The organism is Kitasatospora sp. NPDC002227 (assembly GCF_040296285.1).
In the GTDB taxonomy this organism is placed as follows: Bacteria; Actinomycetota; Actinomycetes; order Streptomycetales; family Streptomycetaceae; genus Kitasatospora.
This window is the reverse complement of sequence record NZ_JBEOWY010000047.1, coordinates 17337-32185: the sequence shown is the minus strand read 5'-3', so window position 1 is coordinate 32185 and position 14849 is coordinate 17337. Positions and strand designations below refer to the sequence as shown.

Annotated in this window: 10 protein-coding genes; 8 read left to right on the top strand and 2 right to left on the bottom strand. The window is 73.1% G+C overall.

Annotation, left to right across the window (positions count from 1 at the left end; translation table 11 throughout):
- Window position 1 precedes the first annotated feature (1 nt).
- The 5 genes from ABT095_RS30415 to ABT095_RS30395 all read left to right on the top strand — a co-directional run bounded on the left by ABT095_RS30415 (window position 2) and on the right by ABT095_RS30395 (window position 7749).
- Window positions 2-502, top strand: a complete 501-nt coding sequence (locus tag ABT095_RS30415; RefSeq protein ID WP_350532764.1) for an SH3 domain-containing protein — start codon at window positions 2-4, stop codon at window positions 500-502.
- On the top strand, window positions 499-1482 hold the full coding sequence (locus ABT095_RS30410) for a serine/threonine-protein kinase (protein WP_350532763.1): 984 nt from the start codon (window positions 499-501) through the stop codon (window positions 1480-1482). Before ABT095_RS30415 ends, ABT095_RS30410 begins: the two co-directional genes overlap by 4 nt.
- Before the next feature lie 131 nt (window positions 1483-1613).
- Window positions 1614-3548, top strand: coding sequence for a DUF11 domain-containing protein (locus ABT095_RS30405; RefSeq protein WP_350532762.1), 1935 nt, complete (start codon window positions 1614-1616; stop codon window positions 3546-3548).
- Window positions 3549-3577: 29 nt separating this feature from the next.
- A complete protein-coding gene (locus ABT095_RS30400) occupies window positions 3578-5620 on the top strand; it encodes a lectin-like domain-containing protein (RefSeq protein WP_350532761.1) in 2043 nt (680 codons plus the stop codon).
- Window positions 5621-5688: 68 nt separating this feature from the next.
- The gene (locus ABT095_RS30395; RefSeq protein ID WP_350532760.1) at window positions 5689-7749 is read left to right on the top strand and encodes a DUF11 domain-containing protein; all 2061 of its coding nucleotides are present in this window, start codon (window positions 5689-5691) and stop codon (window positions 7747-7749) included.
- Between the two features lie 78 nt (window positions 7750-7827).
- Here the strand turns inward: ABT095_RS30395 and ABT095_RS30390 are convergent, their stop codons facing one another.
- A complete protein-coding gene (locus ABT095_RS30390; RefSeq protein WP_350532759.1) occupies window positions 7828-9783 on the bottom strand; it encodes a S53 family peptidase in 1956 nt (651 codons plus the stop codon).
- 200 nt (window positions 9784-9983) lie between these two features.
- On the opposite strand from ABT095_RS30390, the gene ABT095_RS30385 reads away from it, so the two are divergent.
- The 3 genes from ABT095_RS30385 to ABT095_RS30375 are packed head-to-tail and all read left to right on the top strand — an operon-like array spanning window position 9984 to window position 13627.
- Complete coding sequence (locus tag ABT095_RS30385; RefSeq protein ID WP_350532758.1) at window positions 9984-12044, top strand: MDR family MFS transporter; 2061 nt, start codon at window positions 9984-9986, stop codon at window positions 12042-12044.
- Window positions 12045-12104: 60 nt separating this feature from the next.
- Complete coding sequence (locus tag ABT095_RS30380) at window positions 12105-12524, top strand: GntR family transcriptional regulator (RefSeq protein WP_350532757.1); 420 nt, start codon at window positions 12105-12107, stop codon at window positions 12522-12524.
- Complete coding sequence (locus tag ABT095_RS30375; protein WP_350532756.1) at window positions 12521-13627, top strand: DUF1648 domain-containing protein; 1107 nt, start codon at window positions 12521-12523, stop codon at window positions 13625-13627. Before ABT095_RS30380 ends, ABT095_RS30375 begins: the two co-directional genes overlap by 4 nt.
- Here the strand turns inward: ABT095_RS30375 and ABT095_RS30370 are convergent.
- On the bottom strand, window positions 13617-14831 hold the full coding sequence (locus ABT095_RS30370) for a radical SAM protein (RefSeq protein WP_350532755.1): 1215 nt from the start codon (window positions 14829-14831) through the stop codon (window positions 13617-13619). The genes ABT095_RS30375 and ABT095_RS30370 overlap by 11 nt on opposite strands.
- Window positions 14832-14849: the final 18 nt, after the last annotated feature.

Sequence of the window (14849 nt, the reverse complement as noted above, 5' to 3'; positions counted from 1 at the left end):
CGTGGACTTCGAGCCCACCCACGTCGCCCCGCCGGACGGCCTGCCCACCTGGTCCGAGCCCGGCGGCCCGCCCACCGTCCGGCTCGACCCGCTGCTGCCGCTGCGGCTGGCCGAGACGGCCGGGGACTGGGCCCGGGTGATCTGCTCCAACGGCTGGACGGCCTGGGTGGACGGCCGGCTGCTGGTCTCCCTCCCGCAGCGCCCGCCCGGCACCGCCCAGCCGCTCGGCGCCCGCACCGACCCGCGCCCGCTGATCACCGCGCTGCAGGAGGCCCTGGCGGCCTACCACGCGCTGCTCGACGAACTGGCCACCGGTGCGATCGACCTCTCCGAGTTCCGGGAGCGCAGCGCTTCGGCGCGGATCGGCGCGGTGGTGGACGGCCCGTCCGCCTGGCTGCTCGACCTCGAGCGGGGCCGCTGGTACTACTGCGACGGCACCCGGCTGAGCCCGTACGCGACGGTGGAGGCCGGTGACGCGGCTGACCCGGCTGGTGACGGATGACCGTCGCCCCGGCGGACCTGAGCGGCCAGCAGCTCGCCTCCTACCGCCTGGGCCGGGTGATCGGCCGGGGCGGGATGGCCGTGGTGTACGAGGCGGAGGACCTGCGGCTCGGCCGCACGGTGGCGGTCAAACTGCTCGCCCCCGAGCTGGCCCGCAACGACGTGTTCCGCCGCCGCTTCGCCGGCGAGTCGCGGATCGCCGCCGCGATCGACCACCCGCACATCGTGCCGGTGTACGAGGCGGGGGAGGCGGACGGGGTGCTCTACATAGCGATGCGGTACGTACGCGGGCGCGACCTGCGGGCGCTGATCGACGCTCAGGGGGTGCTCTCGCTCACCCAGACCACGCGGATCACCGGCCAGCTGGCCTCCGCGCTGGACGCGGCGCACGCCCACGGGCTCGTCCACCGGGACGTGAAGCCGGGCAACGTGCTGGTCGCGGAGGGGACGGACTCCGAGCACCCCGAGCACGTCTACCTGACCGACTTCGGACTGACCAAGAAGTCCCTGTCGCTGACCGGCCTCACCACGGTGGGCCAGTTCGTCGGGACGGTGGACTACGTCGCGCCCGAGCAGATCGCGGGGCGGCCGGTGGACGGGCGGTGCGACGTCTACAGTCTGGCCTGCGTCGCCTACGAGGAGCTCACCGGCGGCCCGCCCTACCGCCGCGACGACGACCTCTCACTGCTCTGGGCCCACCTGCACGAGACCGCCCCGCCGATCAGCTCGGTCCGCGCCGACCTGCCGCCCGGCCTGGACGCCGTCTTCGCCCGCGCCCTCGCCAAGGAGCCCGAGGGCCGCTACGACAGCTGCCTGGCCTTCGTCGCGGCTCTGCGGGTCGCCGCGCTGGGCGAGGCGATGCCGACCCCGACCGAGAAGGTGCCCGTCCTGCGGGCCGAACCGCCGCCACCCCCGATGCCGCCCGCCTGGGCCCTGCCGGTCTTCGGTATCGGCCGGGACCGCAGCGGACCGGTGGACTGAGTGGGATCGGGTGCCGCCCTGCCTGACGGTTCGTCCGGACCGGTGACAGGCTGAGTGCTTGTCATATTGACGTATCGCATCTGGGTATCGAGGAGCCACCGAAGAGCGGCCCGACCTGGAGATGACGCGTGATGGCAGGTACCGGAGCGGGTACTCCACCGAAGCACCCGTCGGCGAGCCGGCTGCGCCGTACCGCACAGGTGCTGGTGCTCGTGGTGCTGGCGTCGGCCGGGAGCTGCTGGACGTCCGCCGGGTCGGCCGTGCCCGCCGCGGCGCGGTCGCAGCTCCAGGCGGTGGGGCGGATCTCCGGCGGCCGGATCGCTCCGGGGGAGACGTTCAAGTACACGATCACGGTGGTCAACCACGGGCCCTCGGCGGCCCGGGACGTCGTGGTGACCGACCGCCTCCCCGGTGCCCTCTCCTACGTCTCCACCCGGGAAAACTGCACGGCCCACGGGCAGAAGGTCACCTGCGGGCCGCTGCCGCTGCTCGCCCCGGGGGCCACGGCCTCCTGGGTCATCCTGGTGCGACTGGACCCCGCATACACGGGCGACGGGTCGGACATCGCCAACCAGGGCACCGTGGTCTCCGCCACCACCGACCCCGTCCCCGCGAACAACACCGGCCCCACCCCGGGCGCCGGCCTGCCGAGCGGCGCGGTGACCGGCCCGACGGCCGACCTCTCGGTTGCGAAGAAGCCGTCGGGGACGGCGCCGGTGGCTCCCGGCGAGACCTTCGAGTACGTCATCACCGTCGTCAACCACGGCCCTTCGGACGCGAAGGCGGTGACGGTGACGGACCAGCTGCCGCCCATGCTGGCCTTCGTCTCCTCCTCGGCCGGTTGCAGCGGTCCGGCCGATGGCTACGGGGCCAAGGTGACCTGCTCGGGCCCCGCCGGCCTCGCGGCCACCGGCTCGCAGGCCTTCCCGCTGCGCGTCCGGCTCGATCCGGCCTACCGGGGTGACGGGGCGGACGTGGTCAACCGCGCGACCGTCGGCTCGACCACCCTCGATCCGGCCCAGGGCAACAACACCGCCGTCGCCACCGGCCTGCCCAACCCGGACACGACGATCGGCCCCGCCGCCCCGAACGCGGACCACACGGTCACCGTCAGCTCCGCCGCCGCCGTCCACCCGGGCGGGCGCAGCACCGCCCGGCTCACCGTCACCAACCTCGGCCCCTCGACCCGGCGCAAGCCCGCTTCGGTCACCGTCACGATGCCCGAGCACACCACAGTGCCGAGCTCCGGCCTCCCCCCGGAGTGCACCGCCGAGAACGGCGGACGGCAGCTGAGCTGCACCGTCGCACCGGGACGGCGTGCCCTGGAGGGCCCGTACGCCGTGGACTTCCCGGTCGCCCTCGTGCCCTCCGCGCCCCCGGGCGCCACACTGACCGGGGGCAGAGCCGTGGTCCGCAGCCCCGAGGACCGCAACCCCGGCAACGACTCCGCCGACTGGACGGCCGCCGCCCTGGACGGCAGCGCGGACCTGGAGACCGCCAAGCGGGCCGTCCTCCCGGCCGGGAAGACGGCCGTCGTGCCGGGTGACGTCTTCGGCTACCGCGTCAGCATCGTCAACCACGGACCGTCCGACGCGCGCGCCGTGACGGTCACCGACCCGCTGCCCGCCCCGCTGACCTTCGTCTCCTCGCCGGACGGCTGCTCCGCGACCGGACGCACCGTCACCTGCCGCACCGTCGGCGACCTGCCCGCCGGGGAGACGGCCGACTTCACCTTCGCCGTACGGCTCGCGGCACAGTTCCGTGGCGGCAGTGCGGAGGTCGACAACATCGCCACCGCGAGCTCGGCCACCAGCGACCCGGTGCCGGCCAACAACGCCAACCCGCCCGGCACCACCGGCCCCGACGGAGGCCCGCTGCCGCTCGGCATCCCGAGGGAGCCGGTACCGCCCGGGCCACGCCCCGACCGCTGGCGGCTGCCGGAGACCGGCAGCCGGCTGCCCGCCCAGCTGCCCGTGACCGCGGGCGTGGCGCTGCTCGCCGGAGCCGGCTGCCTGCTGGCGGCCCGCAGGCTGCGCCGCCCCGGCCGCCGCCGGGCCGGGCGGTGAACCGGCCGCGGGCGGTGCGGCCGCTCCGGGTGCTGTACACCGTGCTCCTGGCCTGCCTCCTCCTCGGCGCGACCCCGTCCACCGGCGCCACGTCCCACCGGGCGGCCGTGACCTTCCCGTACCAGGAGAACTTCGACTCCGCGACCAACAGCGGCAGCACGACCGGCTCGGTGACCTTCGACAACGGCTGGATGCGACTGACCAGCACCGCCACCAGCCAGGCCGGCTCCTGGCTGATGAAGGACGCCTTCCCGTCGGACCTGGGCATCATCGCCGAGTTCCAGTACGCGAGTTTCGGCGGCACCGCCTTCGACGGCAAGCGCGGGGACGGCATGGCGTTCTTCCTCGCCGACGGTTCGGCCGCGCAGGGGACGGGTGCGCTCGGCGGTGCGCTGGGCTACGCGTGCAGCGGGAGCTCGACCACGTGCAGCACCAACGGTGTCCCCGGGGCGTACCTGGGCGTCGGCCTGGACGAGTTCGGCAACTTCTCGTCCTCCGCCATCGGCAACGGCGGGCCGGGCGCGGCCGCGAACAACATCGTGCTGCGCGGCGGCGGCAACAGGACCACCGGCTACCGCTTCGGCAAGGGCGTCGCCAGCCCCGGGAGCACCGTCGAGACCGGCAGCCGGGACAAGCTCCGTACCGTCCGGATCTCCGTCCGGCCCAGCGGCAGCAAGGTGTTGCTCTCCCTCTGGTCCGACAGCGGCCCCGGCACCACGCTCGCCTCGCTGATCACCGACTTCGACGTCACCACCATCACCGACCAGCCGAAGCTGCCCACCACCCTGCGGGTCGGCTTCTCCGCCGGCACCGGCGGGGCCACCAACAACCACGACGTCAACAGCCTCAGCGTCAACGTCCCGGTCAACCTGTCCGTCGCCATGACGGGGGCACCGGTCACCGTCCGCGCGGGGGCCGACAAGGTGACCTACACCATCACCGTCTCCAACGACGCCACCAACGACCTGACCGCTGCCCGGATCCGCGACACGGTGCCCGCCCTGACGAAGGTGACCTGGACCTGCACCGCCTCCAGCGGCAGCGCGTGCGGGCAGGCCGCCGGGTCCGGCAACGTGCTCGACACCACGGCCGACCTGAAACGCAGCGGCACCGTCACCTACACCGTCACCGGCACCGCCCCGACCTCGCCGACCACGATCCGCAACACCGTCACCGTCACGCCGCCGGCCGACCGGACCGACCTCAACACCGCCGACAACACCGCCACGGCCGACACGACCGTCACGGCGGGCCCCGCCGACATCGCCACCGCGAAGGAGAGCACCGGTCAGGGGCCGGTGGTGCCGGGGCAGACCTTCGGCTACAAGATCACCACCAGCAACCTCGGCCCGGCCGACACCACCAACGTCACCATGACGGACTCGCTGCCCACCCCGCTGCTGCTGGTCGCCACCCCCACCGGGTGCACGGTGAACAAGCGGACCATCACCTGCGGCCCGGTCGCCAGCCTGACGGTGGGCCAGTCCTTGTCCTGGACCATCACCGTGCGGCTGGACGCGGCCTACACGGGCGACGGCAGCGACGTGCTGAACACCGCCACCTCCGGCTCGGACGCCACCGACCCGAAGCCCGACAACAACACCAGCGCCGCCACCGGACCACCCGGCGGCGTGGCGGCACCCCAGGCCGACCTGTCCGCCACCAAGAAGCCCGTCACCACCACCCCGGTCGCCCCCGGGGAGACCTACGCCTACCAGGTGACGGTGACCAACGCCGGGCCCTCCCAGGCCGTGGGCGTCAAGGCGGTCGACCAGCTGCCGAGCATGCTCTCGTTCGTCTCCTCCGACGACGGCTGCACCGCCACCGGCTCGACCGTGACCTGCCCGAGCGGCGCCGCGCTCGCGCCCGGAGCGGCGCGGTCCTGGGTGTTCACCGTCCGGCTCGACCCCGCCTACCAGGGCACCGGATCGGACATCCGCAACACGGCGACGGCGTCGGCGACCACCCGCGACCCCGACACCACCAACAACACCAGCCCGGCCGCCGGGCCGCCCGGCGGCACGGTCAAGGCCGCCGAGGCGGACCTGGGCCTCACCAAGACCTCCCCCTGACCCCGCCCCTTCCCCCCCTTCCACCCCGACCACCCGGACCACGACCCATCCCCAGCCCCGGCCAGGACATGAAACAGGAACCGATGCGGACGACGAGACCAACCACCCGCCAGTTGACGGCAGGAGTGCTGACGGCGGTGATGTCCCTCTGGCCCGCCGCCACGGCGGCCGTCGCCGCACCGGCCGTGGCGCCGGGCGAGACCTTCACCTACACCCTGAGCACCAAGAACAAGGGCCCCTCGGTGGCCAAGAACGTCATGGCGCACGACACCCTGCCCACCGGCATCACCTTCGTCTCCTCCGACGACGGCTGCACGGCCGTGGCGCAGAAGGTCACCTGCGGGCCGGTGGACCTGGCGGTCGGGGCCACGAAGAGCTGGAGCATCGTGGTGCGGCTGAGCCCCTCCTACGAGGGGGACGGCTCGGACCTCGGGAACGTCGCCAGCACCCAGTCGGACGCCAAGGACCCCGCCACCGCCGACAACACCAACCCACCCGTCCGCCCGGACGGGCCGTTCGCCCCCAAATCCGACCTGGCCACCACCAAGGCCGGGGTCGGCAGCGGCCCGGTCGTCCCCGGTGAGCAGTTCGATTATCTGATCACCACCAAGAACAACGGCCCGTCCGACGCCCCGAACGCGCGGGTGACCGACAACCTGCCCGCCGCGCTCACCTTCGTCTCCTCTCCGGACGGCTGCACCGCCACCGGCCAGGCGGTGGGCTGCGGGCCCGTCAAGCGGCTGGCCGCCGGCAGCTCCACCGCCTGGACCATCAGGGTCGTGCTGGCCGCCTCCTACCGGGGGGACGGCACCGACCTGAAGAACACCGCCACCTCCAAGTCCGATGCGGCGGACCCGGTGCCGGGGAACAACACCAGCAAGCCCGCCGACCTGCCGGGCGGGCTCGGCGCCCCCAGCGCCGACCTGTCGGTGGTCAAGAAGGCCGGCTCCAGCACCCCGGTCGCTCCCGGGGAGACCTTCGACTACCGGATCACGACCACCAACGCCGGGCCCTCCGACGCCACCACCGTCACCGCGTCCGACAAGCTGCCGGCGATGCTCTCGTTCGTCTCCTCACCCGACGGCTGCACCGCTGCCGGAGCCACCGTCAGCTGCGGCCCGCAGCCGGTCCTGGCGGCCGGCGACTCGCTGACCTGGACGATCAAGGTGAAGATCGACCCGGGCTACCGGGGCGACGGCTCCGACATCCTCAACACCGCGAGCGTGGACTCCGCGACCAAGGACCCGAACCGGGCGAACAACACCAGCGCCGCCGCAGGCCCGCCCGGTGCGAAGGTCAACCCGCCGACGGCCGACCTCTCGCTCACCAAGAAGCCCGTCGGCACCACGCCGCCGACCCCCGGTGGGACCGTTGACTACCTCATCACCATCACCAACAACGGCCCCTCCTCCGACGCCTACGGCGTCACCCTGGCCGACAAGCTGCCCAAGGAGCTGATCTACGTCTCCGCCACCCCGGCCGGGTGCACCGAGACCGGGTCCGTCGTCAGCTGCAAACGCACCACCCCGCTGAAGGTCGGCGAGAGCGAGCAGTACGTCCTCACCGTCCGGCTCGACCCCGCCTACCGGGGTGACGGCACGGCGATCAAGAACACCGCCAAGGTCACCGCCGACAACATCGACCCCCGGACGGACAACGACAGCTCCACCACCGGGCTGCCCGGCGACAAGGCCGGCACGCCCAGCGCCGACATCTCCACCGCCAAGGAGACCGTCACCACCACGCCGGTCGCCCCCGGCGAGACCTTCCAGTACGCCGTGACGGTGACCGACAACGGCCTCTCCGACGCGCTGGGCGTGGTCGTCCGCGACACCCTGCCGGCCCAGCTGAGCTTCGTCTCCTCGGCCGACGGCTGCACCGCGAGCGGACGGGCCGTCACCTGCGGCCCGGCCGCCATCGCCACCGGCACCTCCCGGCGCTGGGTGTTCACCGTCCAGCTGGACCCGGCCTACACCGGCAACGGCTCCGACATCCGCAACATCGCCACCGCGAGCTCCAGCACCGCCGACCCCAACCCCGACAACAACACCAGCAACCCGGCCGGACCGCCCGGCGACACCGTCCGGACCCCGGAAGCGGACCTGGAGATCGACAAGAAGCCGTCCTGACGGTTCGCGGCGCCCGCTGCGGCGCAAACGCCCGTACCCCCGGCCGGAGCCGGGGGTACGGGGTGTGACGGGAGTGCGTCAGCCGCGGAACGGCTTGGCGTAGGAGGCGACGTAGCCCGGGGCGGGGGTGCCCACGCCGGTGACGTCGTCGTAGCCCTTGACCGCGCTGAGCGAGGTGTCCTCGCCGAGGGTGCGGACGGAGGTCTTCACACCGCCGGAGGCGTCGACGCCGTTGGCGAAGTCGACCCGGGCCACCGCGAGGTTGCGGTCGGGGCCGAACGGGTGGTCGGTGACGTCGTGGAGCACCGAGGTGTTGTACCGCTCGTAGATCGCCGGGTTGGCGAAGCCGATCGGGCGGTGCTTGGCCTGCTGCGCCAGGGCCTGGACGCCGGCGATGACCGGGGCGGACAGCGAGGTGCCGCCGATCCGGTACTCGTCGTAGCTGACCGTCCCGTCGGGCCAGGCCTGGGTCTGGCCGACCAGGAAGCCGGTGTTCGGGTCGCCGACCGCGGCGATGTCCGGCACGGTGCGCATCGGGGTCGTCCCGTTGGCCTTGGCCAGCGCGTCCGGCACGATGCCGTGCTGGTAGAAGGGCTGCTGCACCAGGGTGCTGGTGCCGCCGCCCGCGCCGCCGGTGAAGGTGCCGGGCATGTTCACCCAGCTGGTGCCGTCGGCCGACAGCAGCGCCTTCTGGGTGCCCCAGCCGGTCTCGAACTGGTACTTGTCGTTCTTGCCGACGGCCAGCGAGGTGCCGCCGACGGCCGTCGCCCAGGCCGAGTTGACCGGGGAGCCGACCTGCTTCTTGCCGGAGCTGGCGGCCTCGTCGCCGTCGTCGCCGGAGGAGAAGTAGAAGCCGATGCCCTCGATCGCGCCCAGCTTGAAGGTCTGGTCGTAGGCGGCGGCGCTGTCCGGGGTCTCGTTGGACTCGACGTCGGACCAGGAGTTGGAGACGATGTCGGCCAGGTGCTTGTCGACCACCTTGTTGAGGGCGTCGAGCAGGTCGGGGTCCTGGCAGGAGGCACCGGCGACGAACACGATGTTCGCGTCAGGGGCCATCGCGTGCACGGCCTCGACGTCCAGCGACTCCTCGCCGTACCAGCCGGAGGCACCGCAGTCCGTGGTGCTGTTCCAGGAGTCCGGCAGCACCTCGGTGTACTGGCCCTTGCGGTAGGCCTGGTCGCCGTTGCGCTTGGCGTAGGCCGCGGCGTCCGCCGCCATGGTCGGCGAGGCGTACGCGTCGGTGATGGCCACCGTCACGCCCTTGCCGGTGTAGGTGCCCGCGCCGTAGGCGGCGCGGAGCTGGTGGCCGGTGTAGCCGTGCACGGCGTAGGAGAGCTTGGCGCCGTAGGCCTCGGGCAGCGTGGTGGCGACGTTCTGGCCGTAGTAGGCCGAGAACGGGCCCGCGTTGCGGAAGCCGTCGCCGGGGCCGGGCAGGGTGTCCTTGGGCGTGGCCCGGTGCGGGGCGCTGTCCAGGCCGGTCACGGTGAGCACGGCGTCGGCCAGCGCGGCCGGCGCGGAGGCGGCCTGCGCGGGGGCGCGGTAGGTGTGCCCGTCCTTGTGGTAGTCGTGCAGCGTGGTGGCGAAGGCCGCCTTCACCGCCGCGGCGTCACCGCTGACGGAGACGTAGTGCTGGTTGGCACCGGTGACGGTCAGGCCGGCCGACTTCAGCCAGGCGGTGACGGCGTCGATCTGCGCCTTGGTGGCGCCGAAGCGGTGCTGGGCCTGCTCGGGCGACAGGTAGTGGCCGTACTTGGGCGAGCTCGGGTCCGAGACGGCCTGCGCGTAGGCCGTGAGGCCCGCCGCGTCCTGGCCGGCCAGGTAGACCCGGGCGGTGACCCGGGTGGAGGCCGCGGTGGCGCCCTGGTCGGTGGCGCTGCTGGTCCACGCGGGCTGGGTGCCCGCGAGCGCGGCGCGGCCGTTCGGCGCGGTCTGCGCCTGGGCCGCCGGAAGGCCGAAGGCGAGCGTGCCGACGAGCAGCGACATGGTGGCCGCCGTGGTCAGGGCGGCGCGTCGCCGGGCATGACTGTTCGCCATGAATCCCCCCTCAGGATGAACGCACGAAGATCTGTGCGAATGACAGGAGCGGAGCTTAGCGAGGGGAGGACCGGGTCAGACAGGGGCTGACGGGGATTTGAACAGCTCTTGGGGTTTAGGGCAGGTGTCCCGGACCGCGCCCGGCCCCGGCCGGGCGCACCCGGCGCGCGGCCCGGGCGGCGCGGTGTGACGCTTCGTCCATGACGACCGTCCAAGACCCGCCGCAGGCGGCCGCCCCGCCCGTGCTCGACGCCAGGCAGCGCAACATCGTGTTCGGGACGATCGTGCTCGGCATGCTGCTGGCCGCGCTGGACCAGACGATCGTCGGTACCGCGCTGCCGACCATCGTGGCCGACCTCGGCGGCGCCACCCACATGTCCTGGGTGGTCACCTCCTACCTGCTCGCCGAGACCGTCGTCACGGTGCTGGTGGGCAAGTTCGGTGACCTGTTCGGCCGCAAGCTGATCTTCCAGGTCTCCGCGGTCGTCTTCATCACCGGCTCCTTCTTCTGCGGCCTGGCGACCAACATGACGCTGCTGATCGGCTGGCGGGCCCTGCAGGGCGCGGGCGCCGGCGGTCTGATGGTCACTTCGATGGCGCTGATCGCCGACGTCATCCCGCTGCGCGAACGCGGCAAGTACCAGGGCGCGATCGGCGCCGTCTTCGGCGTCGCCACCGTGATCGGCCCGCTGCTCGGCGGCCTGTTCACCGACCACCTGTCCTGGCGGTGGGCGTTCTACGTCAACGTCCCGATCGCGTTCGTGGTGGTGGCCGTCGCGGCCCGGACCATCCCCGCCGTGCGCTCGGTGGCGAAGCCGGTGGTGGACTACCTGGGCATCGCGCTGGTCGCGGTCGGCGCGAGCGCGCTGATCCTGGCCACCAGCTGGGGCGGCAACGAGTACGCCTGGGGCTCCGGCGTGATCATCGGGCTGTTCGCGGGCGGCGCGGTCGCCCTCGCGCTGTTCTGCTGGGCGGAGACCCGGGCGGTGGAGCCGATGCTGCCGATGCGGCTGTTCGGCAACCCGGTCTTCACCGTCTGCGCCGTGCTGAGCTTCATCGTCGGCTTCGCGATGCTCGGCGCGATGACCTTCCTGCCGACCTACCTGCAGTACGTGGACGGGGTGAACGCGACCGAGTCCGGGCTGCGGATGCTGCCGATGGTCGCCGGGCTCTTCCTCGCCTCGATCGCCAGCGGGAACGTCGTCAGCAAGACCGGCCACTACCGGCTGTTCCCGATCGCCGGCTCGCTGGTGATGGCGCTCGGCCTGTGGCTGCTCTCCCTGATGAAGCCGGGCACCGGGGTCTGGCTCGGCTCGCTCTACATGTTCGTGCTCGGTCTCGGCATCGGGCTGTGCATGCAGGTGCTCACCATCGCGGTGCAGAACACCGTCGCGTACGCCGACCTCGGCACCGCGACCTCCGGCGTCACCTTCTTCCGCACCCTCGGCAGCTCCTTCGGCACGGCGGTGTTCGGCACCATCTACGTCAACACCCTGAAGCCCAACCTGGCCGACGGGGTGGCCGCCGCCGCCCGGCTGACCGGTGCGAGCCCCGCCGCCCTCGGCACGGCGGCGCAGAGCCCGCAGAGCCTGCACGCGCTGCCGAAGGCCCAGGCCGCGCCGATCGTCTCGGCGTACTCGGACACGCTGCACACCGTCTTCCTGTGGACGGTGCCGATCGCGCTGCTCGGCTTCCTCGTCTCGCTCTTCCTCAAGCAGGTCACCCTGCGGGACACCGCCCGCTCGGCCTCGACCGACGTCGGCGAGGGCTTCGCGCAGCCGAGCGGGGCCGGCTCGGGGCAGCGGCTGGAGTGTGCGGTCGGGCGGATCGCCAGGCGGTTCGACCTGGAGACCGCCCGGCGGCTGGTGCGGGACTCCGGCGTGACGGTGGACCTGGCCGGGGCGTGGGCGCTGATGGAGGTCGAGGGCCTGATCCGCACCGTGGGCCACGCCCGGCTCGGCCTGATCGCCGTCCGCAAGCGGGTGCCGCCCGAGGTGCTGGCCCCGGTCTTCGACCAGATGGCCGACGAGGGCTATCTGACCCGCAGCCAGGACTACCTCGACCACACCCCGGCCGGTGCCGAGCAGGTCCGGATCCTCTCCGCCGCCTGGTCCGACTGGCTGGGCGAGCAGCTCGCCGAGGACATCGGGCGCCCCGGCGGGGCCGAGCTGCGGGCGGCGGTGGACGCGATCGCCAAACGGCTGCTCCAGGAGGACCTGGCCGCAGGGCTCCCGCAGGTGCGCGAGCCCGTGGCGGCGTAAAGGCCTTGCCCCACTCCTCCAGCTGTTCTATAAGTAATAGAGCAGCTAGAGGAGTGGCCGGTGATCCTGAGTCTTGACCTGGGCAGTGAAATCCCGATCTACCAGCAGATCCGGGACCAGGTGGTGGTGGCCGTCGCCACCGGCGAACTGGCCGAGGGCAGCGCGCTGCCCTCGACCCGGCAGCTGGCGGGTGATCTCGGCATCAACTTCCACACCGTCAACAAGGCCTACGACCTGCTGCGCCGCGAGGGGCTGCTGCTGCTCACCCGCAAGAGCGGCGCGGTCGTCCGGCGCGACCCGCACTCGGGGCCGCCCGAGGGCGGCTTCGCCGAGGAGTGGGCCGGCCGGCTGCGCACGCTGCTGGCCGAGGCGGCGGCGCAGGGCCTGGACGGGCCGACGGTGCTCGCGGCCTGCACGACAACGGTGAACGGGTTCCGGGCGGGGCAGACCGCCACGGACGACGAGGGGGGAGTGCGGTGAACGCCGCAACAGTGGTGGCCGGGGTGTTGGTCCCGGGGTTCGTACTGGCGCTGGGCTGGGTGATGCCGTCGCTCACCGCGCCGGACCTGCCGTTCGGCGCACGGGTGCCGGCGGCCCGGCAGGGCGAGCCGGTGATCGCCGAACAGCGGCGGTCCTACCGGCGGTGGCTCGGTGCGTCGGGGGCCGTGGTGCTGGTCGGCGGCGCCGTGCTGACGGCGCTCGCGGGCGGCGGCCGAGGCGGCGGCGCGGCGGTGGCCCTGCTGCTGCCGGCCCTCGCCGCCCTGGCCGTGATCCTGGTGGGTTACGTCCGGGCGCGGCGGGCCGTGCTGGCGGCCAAGGAGGCGGGGCACTGGTACCGGGGGCTGCGGCAGGGCGTGGCCGCCGACACCTCGCTGCGCTCGGGCCCGCCGGGGGTCACCTGGCTCTGGGCGCTGCCGGCGCTGCTGCTGACGGCGGGTACGGCGGCGGTCGGGGCGGTGCGCTACGACGGCATGCCGGAGCAGCTGGCCACCCACTTCGACGCGGGCGGGGCGGTGGACCACTTCACCGCGAAGACCCCGTTGAGCGCCTTCGCGCCCGTCATCGGCCAACTCGCCGTCACCGTGCTGATGCTGCTGGTGGTCTGGGCGGTCTCCCGGGGCCGGGCCGACCTCGACCCGGCCCGCCCGGCGGCCAGCGCGGCCCGGCACCGCCGGTACGTGGCCCGGCTCGGCGCCGCGCTGCTGGTCCTGACCGCGTCCGTCGACCTGACCATGCTGCTGGCGGCCCTGAAGATCTGGTCCGGGGCCACCACGCTCTCGCCCGTACCGGTGCTCGCGCCGCTGGTCTTCGGCTTCGCCGTCCTCGTGCTGGTGGCGCTGCGCACCGGCCAGGGCGGCGCCCGGCTGGCCGTTCAGGAGGAACCCGACAGCGGCCTGGTCCATGCCGACGACGACCGCCACTGGCGGCTCGGCGGCATGGTCTACCTCAACCACGAGGACCCGGCGCTGCTCGTCCCGAAACGTTTCGGCATCGGCTGGACCGTCAACTACGGCAACCCGCTGGCGCTGATCGTGACCGTCCTCGCCACCGGGCTGGCCGTCGTCCTCGCCGTCAGGAGCTGACCGCCCAGCTGGTGCCCGGGGTGACCGGGATCCCGCGCGACATGGCCTCGAAGTCCAGGATCGGGTGGGTGAGGATCTCGTCGACCTCGTCGGTCAGGAGGTTGCCGAGGATGAACTCCTCCTCCGGGCCGGAGCCGAAGGTGACCACCTGGCCGCTGGACTGGATCATCCAGTTCAGCAGCTCGCGCTCGCTGCTCTCCGCGAGGTGGATCTCCCGGCCGGGGAAGTCCGCCCTGAGCCGCTCCACCACCTCACGGACCTGAGCCACCTCCACCCCGAGCCGGCGGACGGTCTCCGGCGAGGCCCGCCGGCCCCACCACTGGAAGATCACCCACTGGGCGACGGAGGGGTGGGAGAACACCTCGGCGGCGAGCTCGGGCAGTTGGTGGAGGTTCTCGGCGCTCGCGACGGTGTGCACCCGCACCCGGTCGAAGCCCTCGGCGTCGCACAGGGCGAGGGAGCCGACCAGGGCCCGGAGGAGGTCGGCGTCCGGGCTGCGGCGGAAGGCGCGCTGCACCTCGGGCGTGACGGCGTCCAGCGGCAGGCGCAGCGAGGAGATCCCCCGGAGGCGGTGGAGCTTCTCGGCGTCCAGGGTGTAACCGGTGGTGTCGAGGCCGACCTTGAGGCCGCAGGCCATGGCGTGGTCGACCACGTCGAAGACCGGCGGCCAGAGCAGCGGGTCGCCGCCGGCCAGGACCAGGTCGGTGGTGCCGTGCGCGGCCAGCTTGCCGACGATCCGCTTCGCCTGGGCGAGGTCGATCTGCTCGGCGGCGAACGGGTTGTAGCAGCCCTGGCAGGACATCGGGCAGCGGTTGTTGATCGAGAAGTTGACCCGCCGGACCAGGCGCCCGGCGCGGGGCAGGTCGGCCCGGGCCCGGATGCCGGCCACCAGGTGGGCCAGGCGCCGGGCCTGCGGCAGGGTGGCGCCGGTGAGCAGCTCCTCGGCCCGCTCGACGGCGGCCGCGGTGGCGTTGTTCTGGAGCAGCAGGAAGGCCAGGCGCCACCGCGTGGTGCCGTCCGCCGGATCCTGGCGCAGGGCCGACTCGAGCCGCTCGGTCAGGGCGGTGAGGTAGCGGGGGTTGAAGTTGGCGGGCTCCAGACGGCGCTGGAAGTCGTCGGCGATCGACCCGCGGTCCAGGGACCGGTCGTAGCCGGCCCGCAACGGGTGCGGGGGCAGGATCTCCACGTGCTGCCGGGTGGACATACGGTGTTCTCCGGTATC

Coding starts and splice junctions, on each gene's coding strand:
- ABT095_RS30410 (WP_350532763.1), top strand. CDS start 499: ATGACCGTCGCCCCGGCGGACCTGAGCGGCCAGCAGCTCGCCTCCTAC.
- ABT095_RS30405 (WP_350532762.1), top strand. CDS start 1,614: ATGGCAGGTACCGGAGCGGGTACTCCACCGAAGCACCCGTCGGCGAGC.
- ABT095_RS30395 (WP_350532760.1), top strand. CDS start 5,689: ATGAAACAGGAACCGATGCGGACGACGAGACCAACCACCCGCCAGTTG.
- ABT095_RS30390 (WP_350532759.1), bottom strand. CDS start 9,783: ATGGCGAACAGTCATGCCCGGCGACGCGCCGCCCTGACCACGGCGGCC.
- ABT095_RS30385 (WP_350532758.1), top strand. CDS start 9,984: ATGACGACCGTCCAAGACCCGCCGCAGGCGGCCGCCCCGCCCGTGCTC.
- ABT095_RS30370 (WP_350532755.1), bottom strand. CDS start 14,831: ATGTCCACCCGGCAGCACGTGGAGATCCTGCCCCCGCACCCGTTGCGG.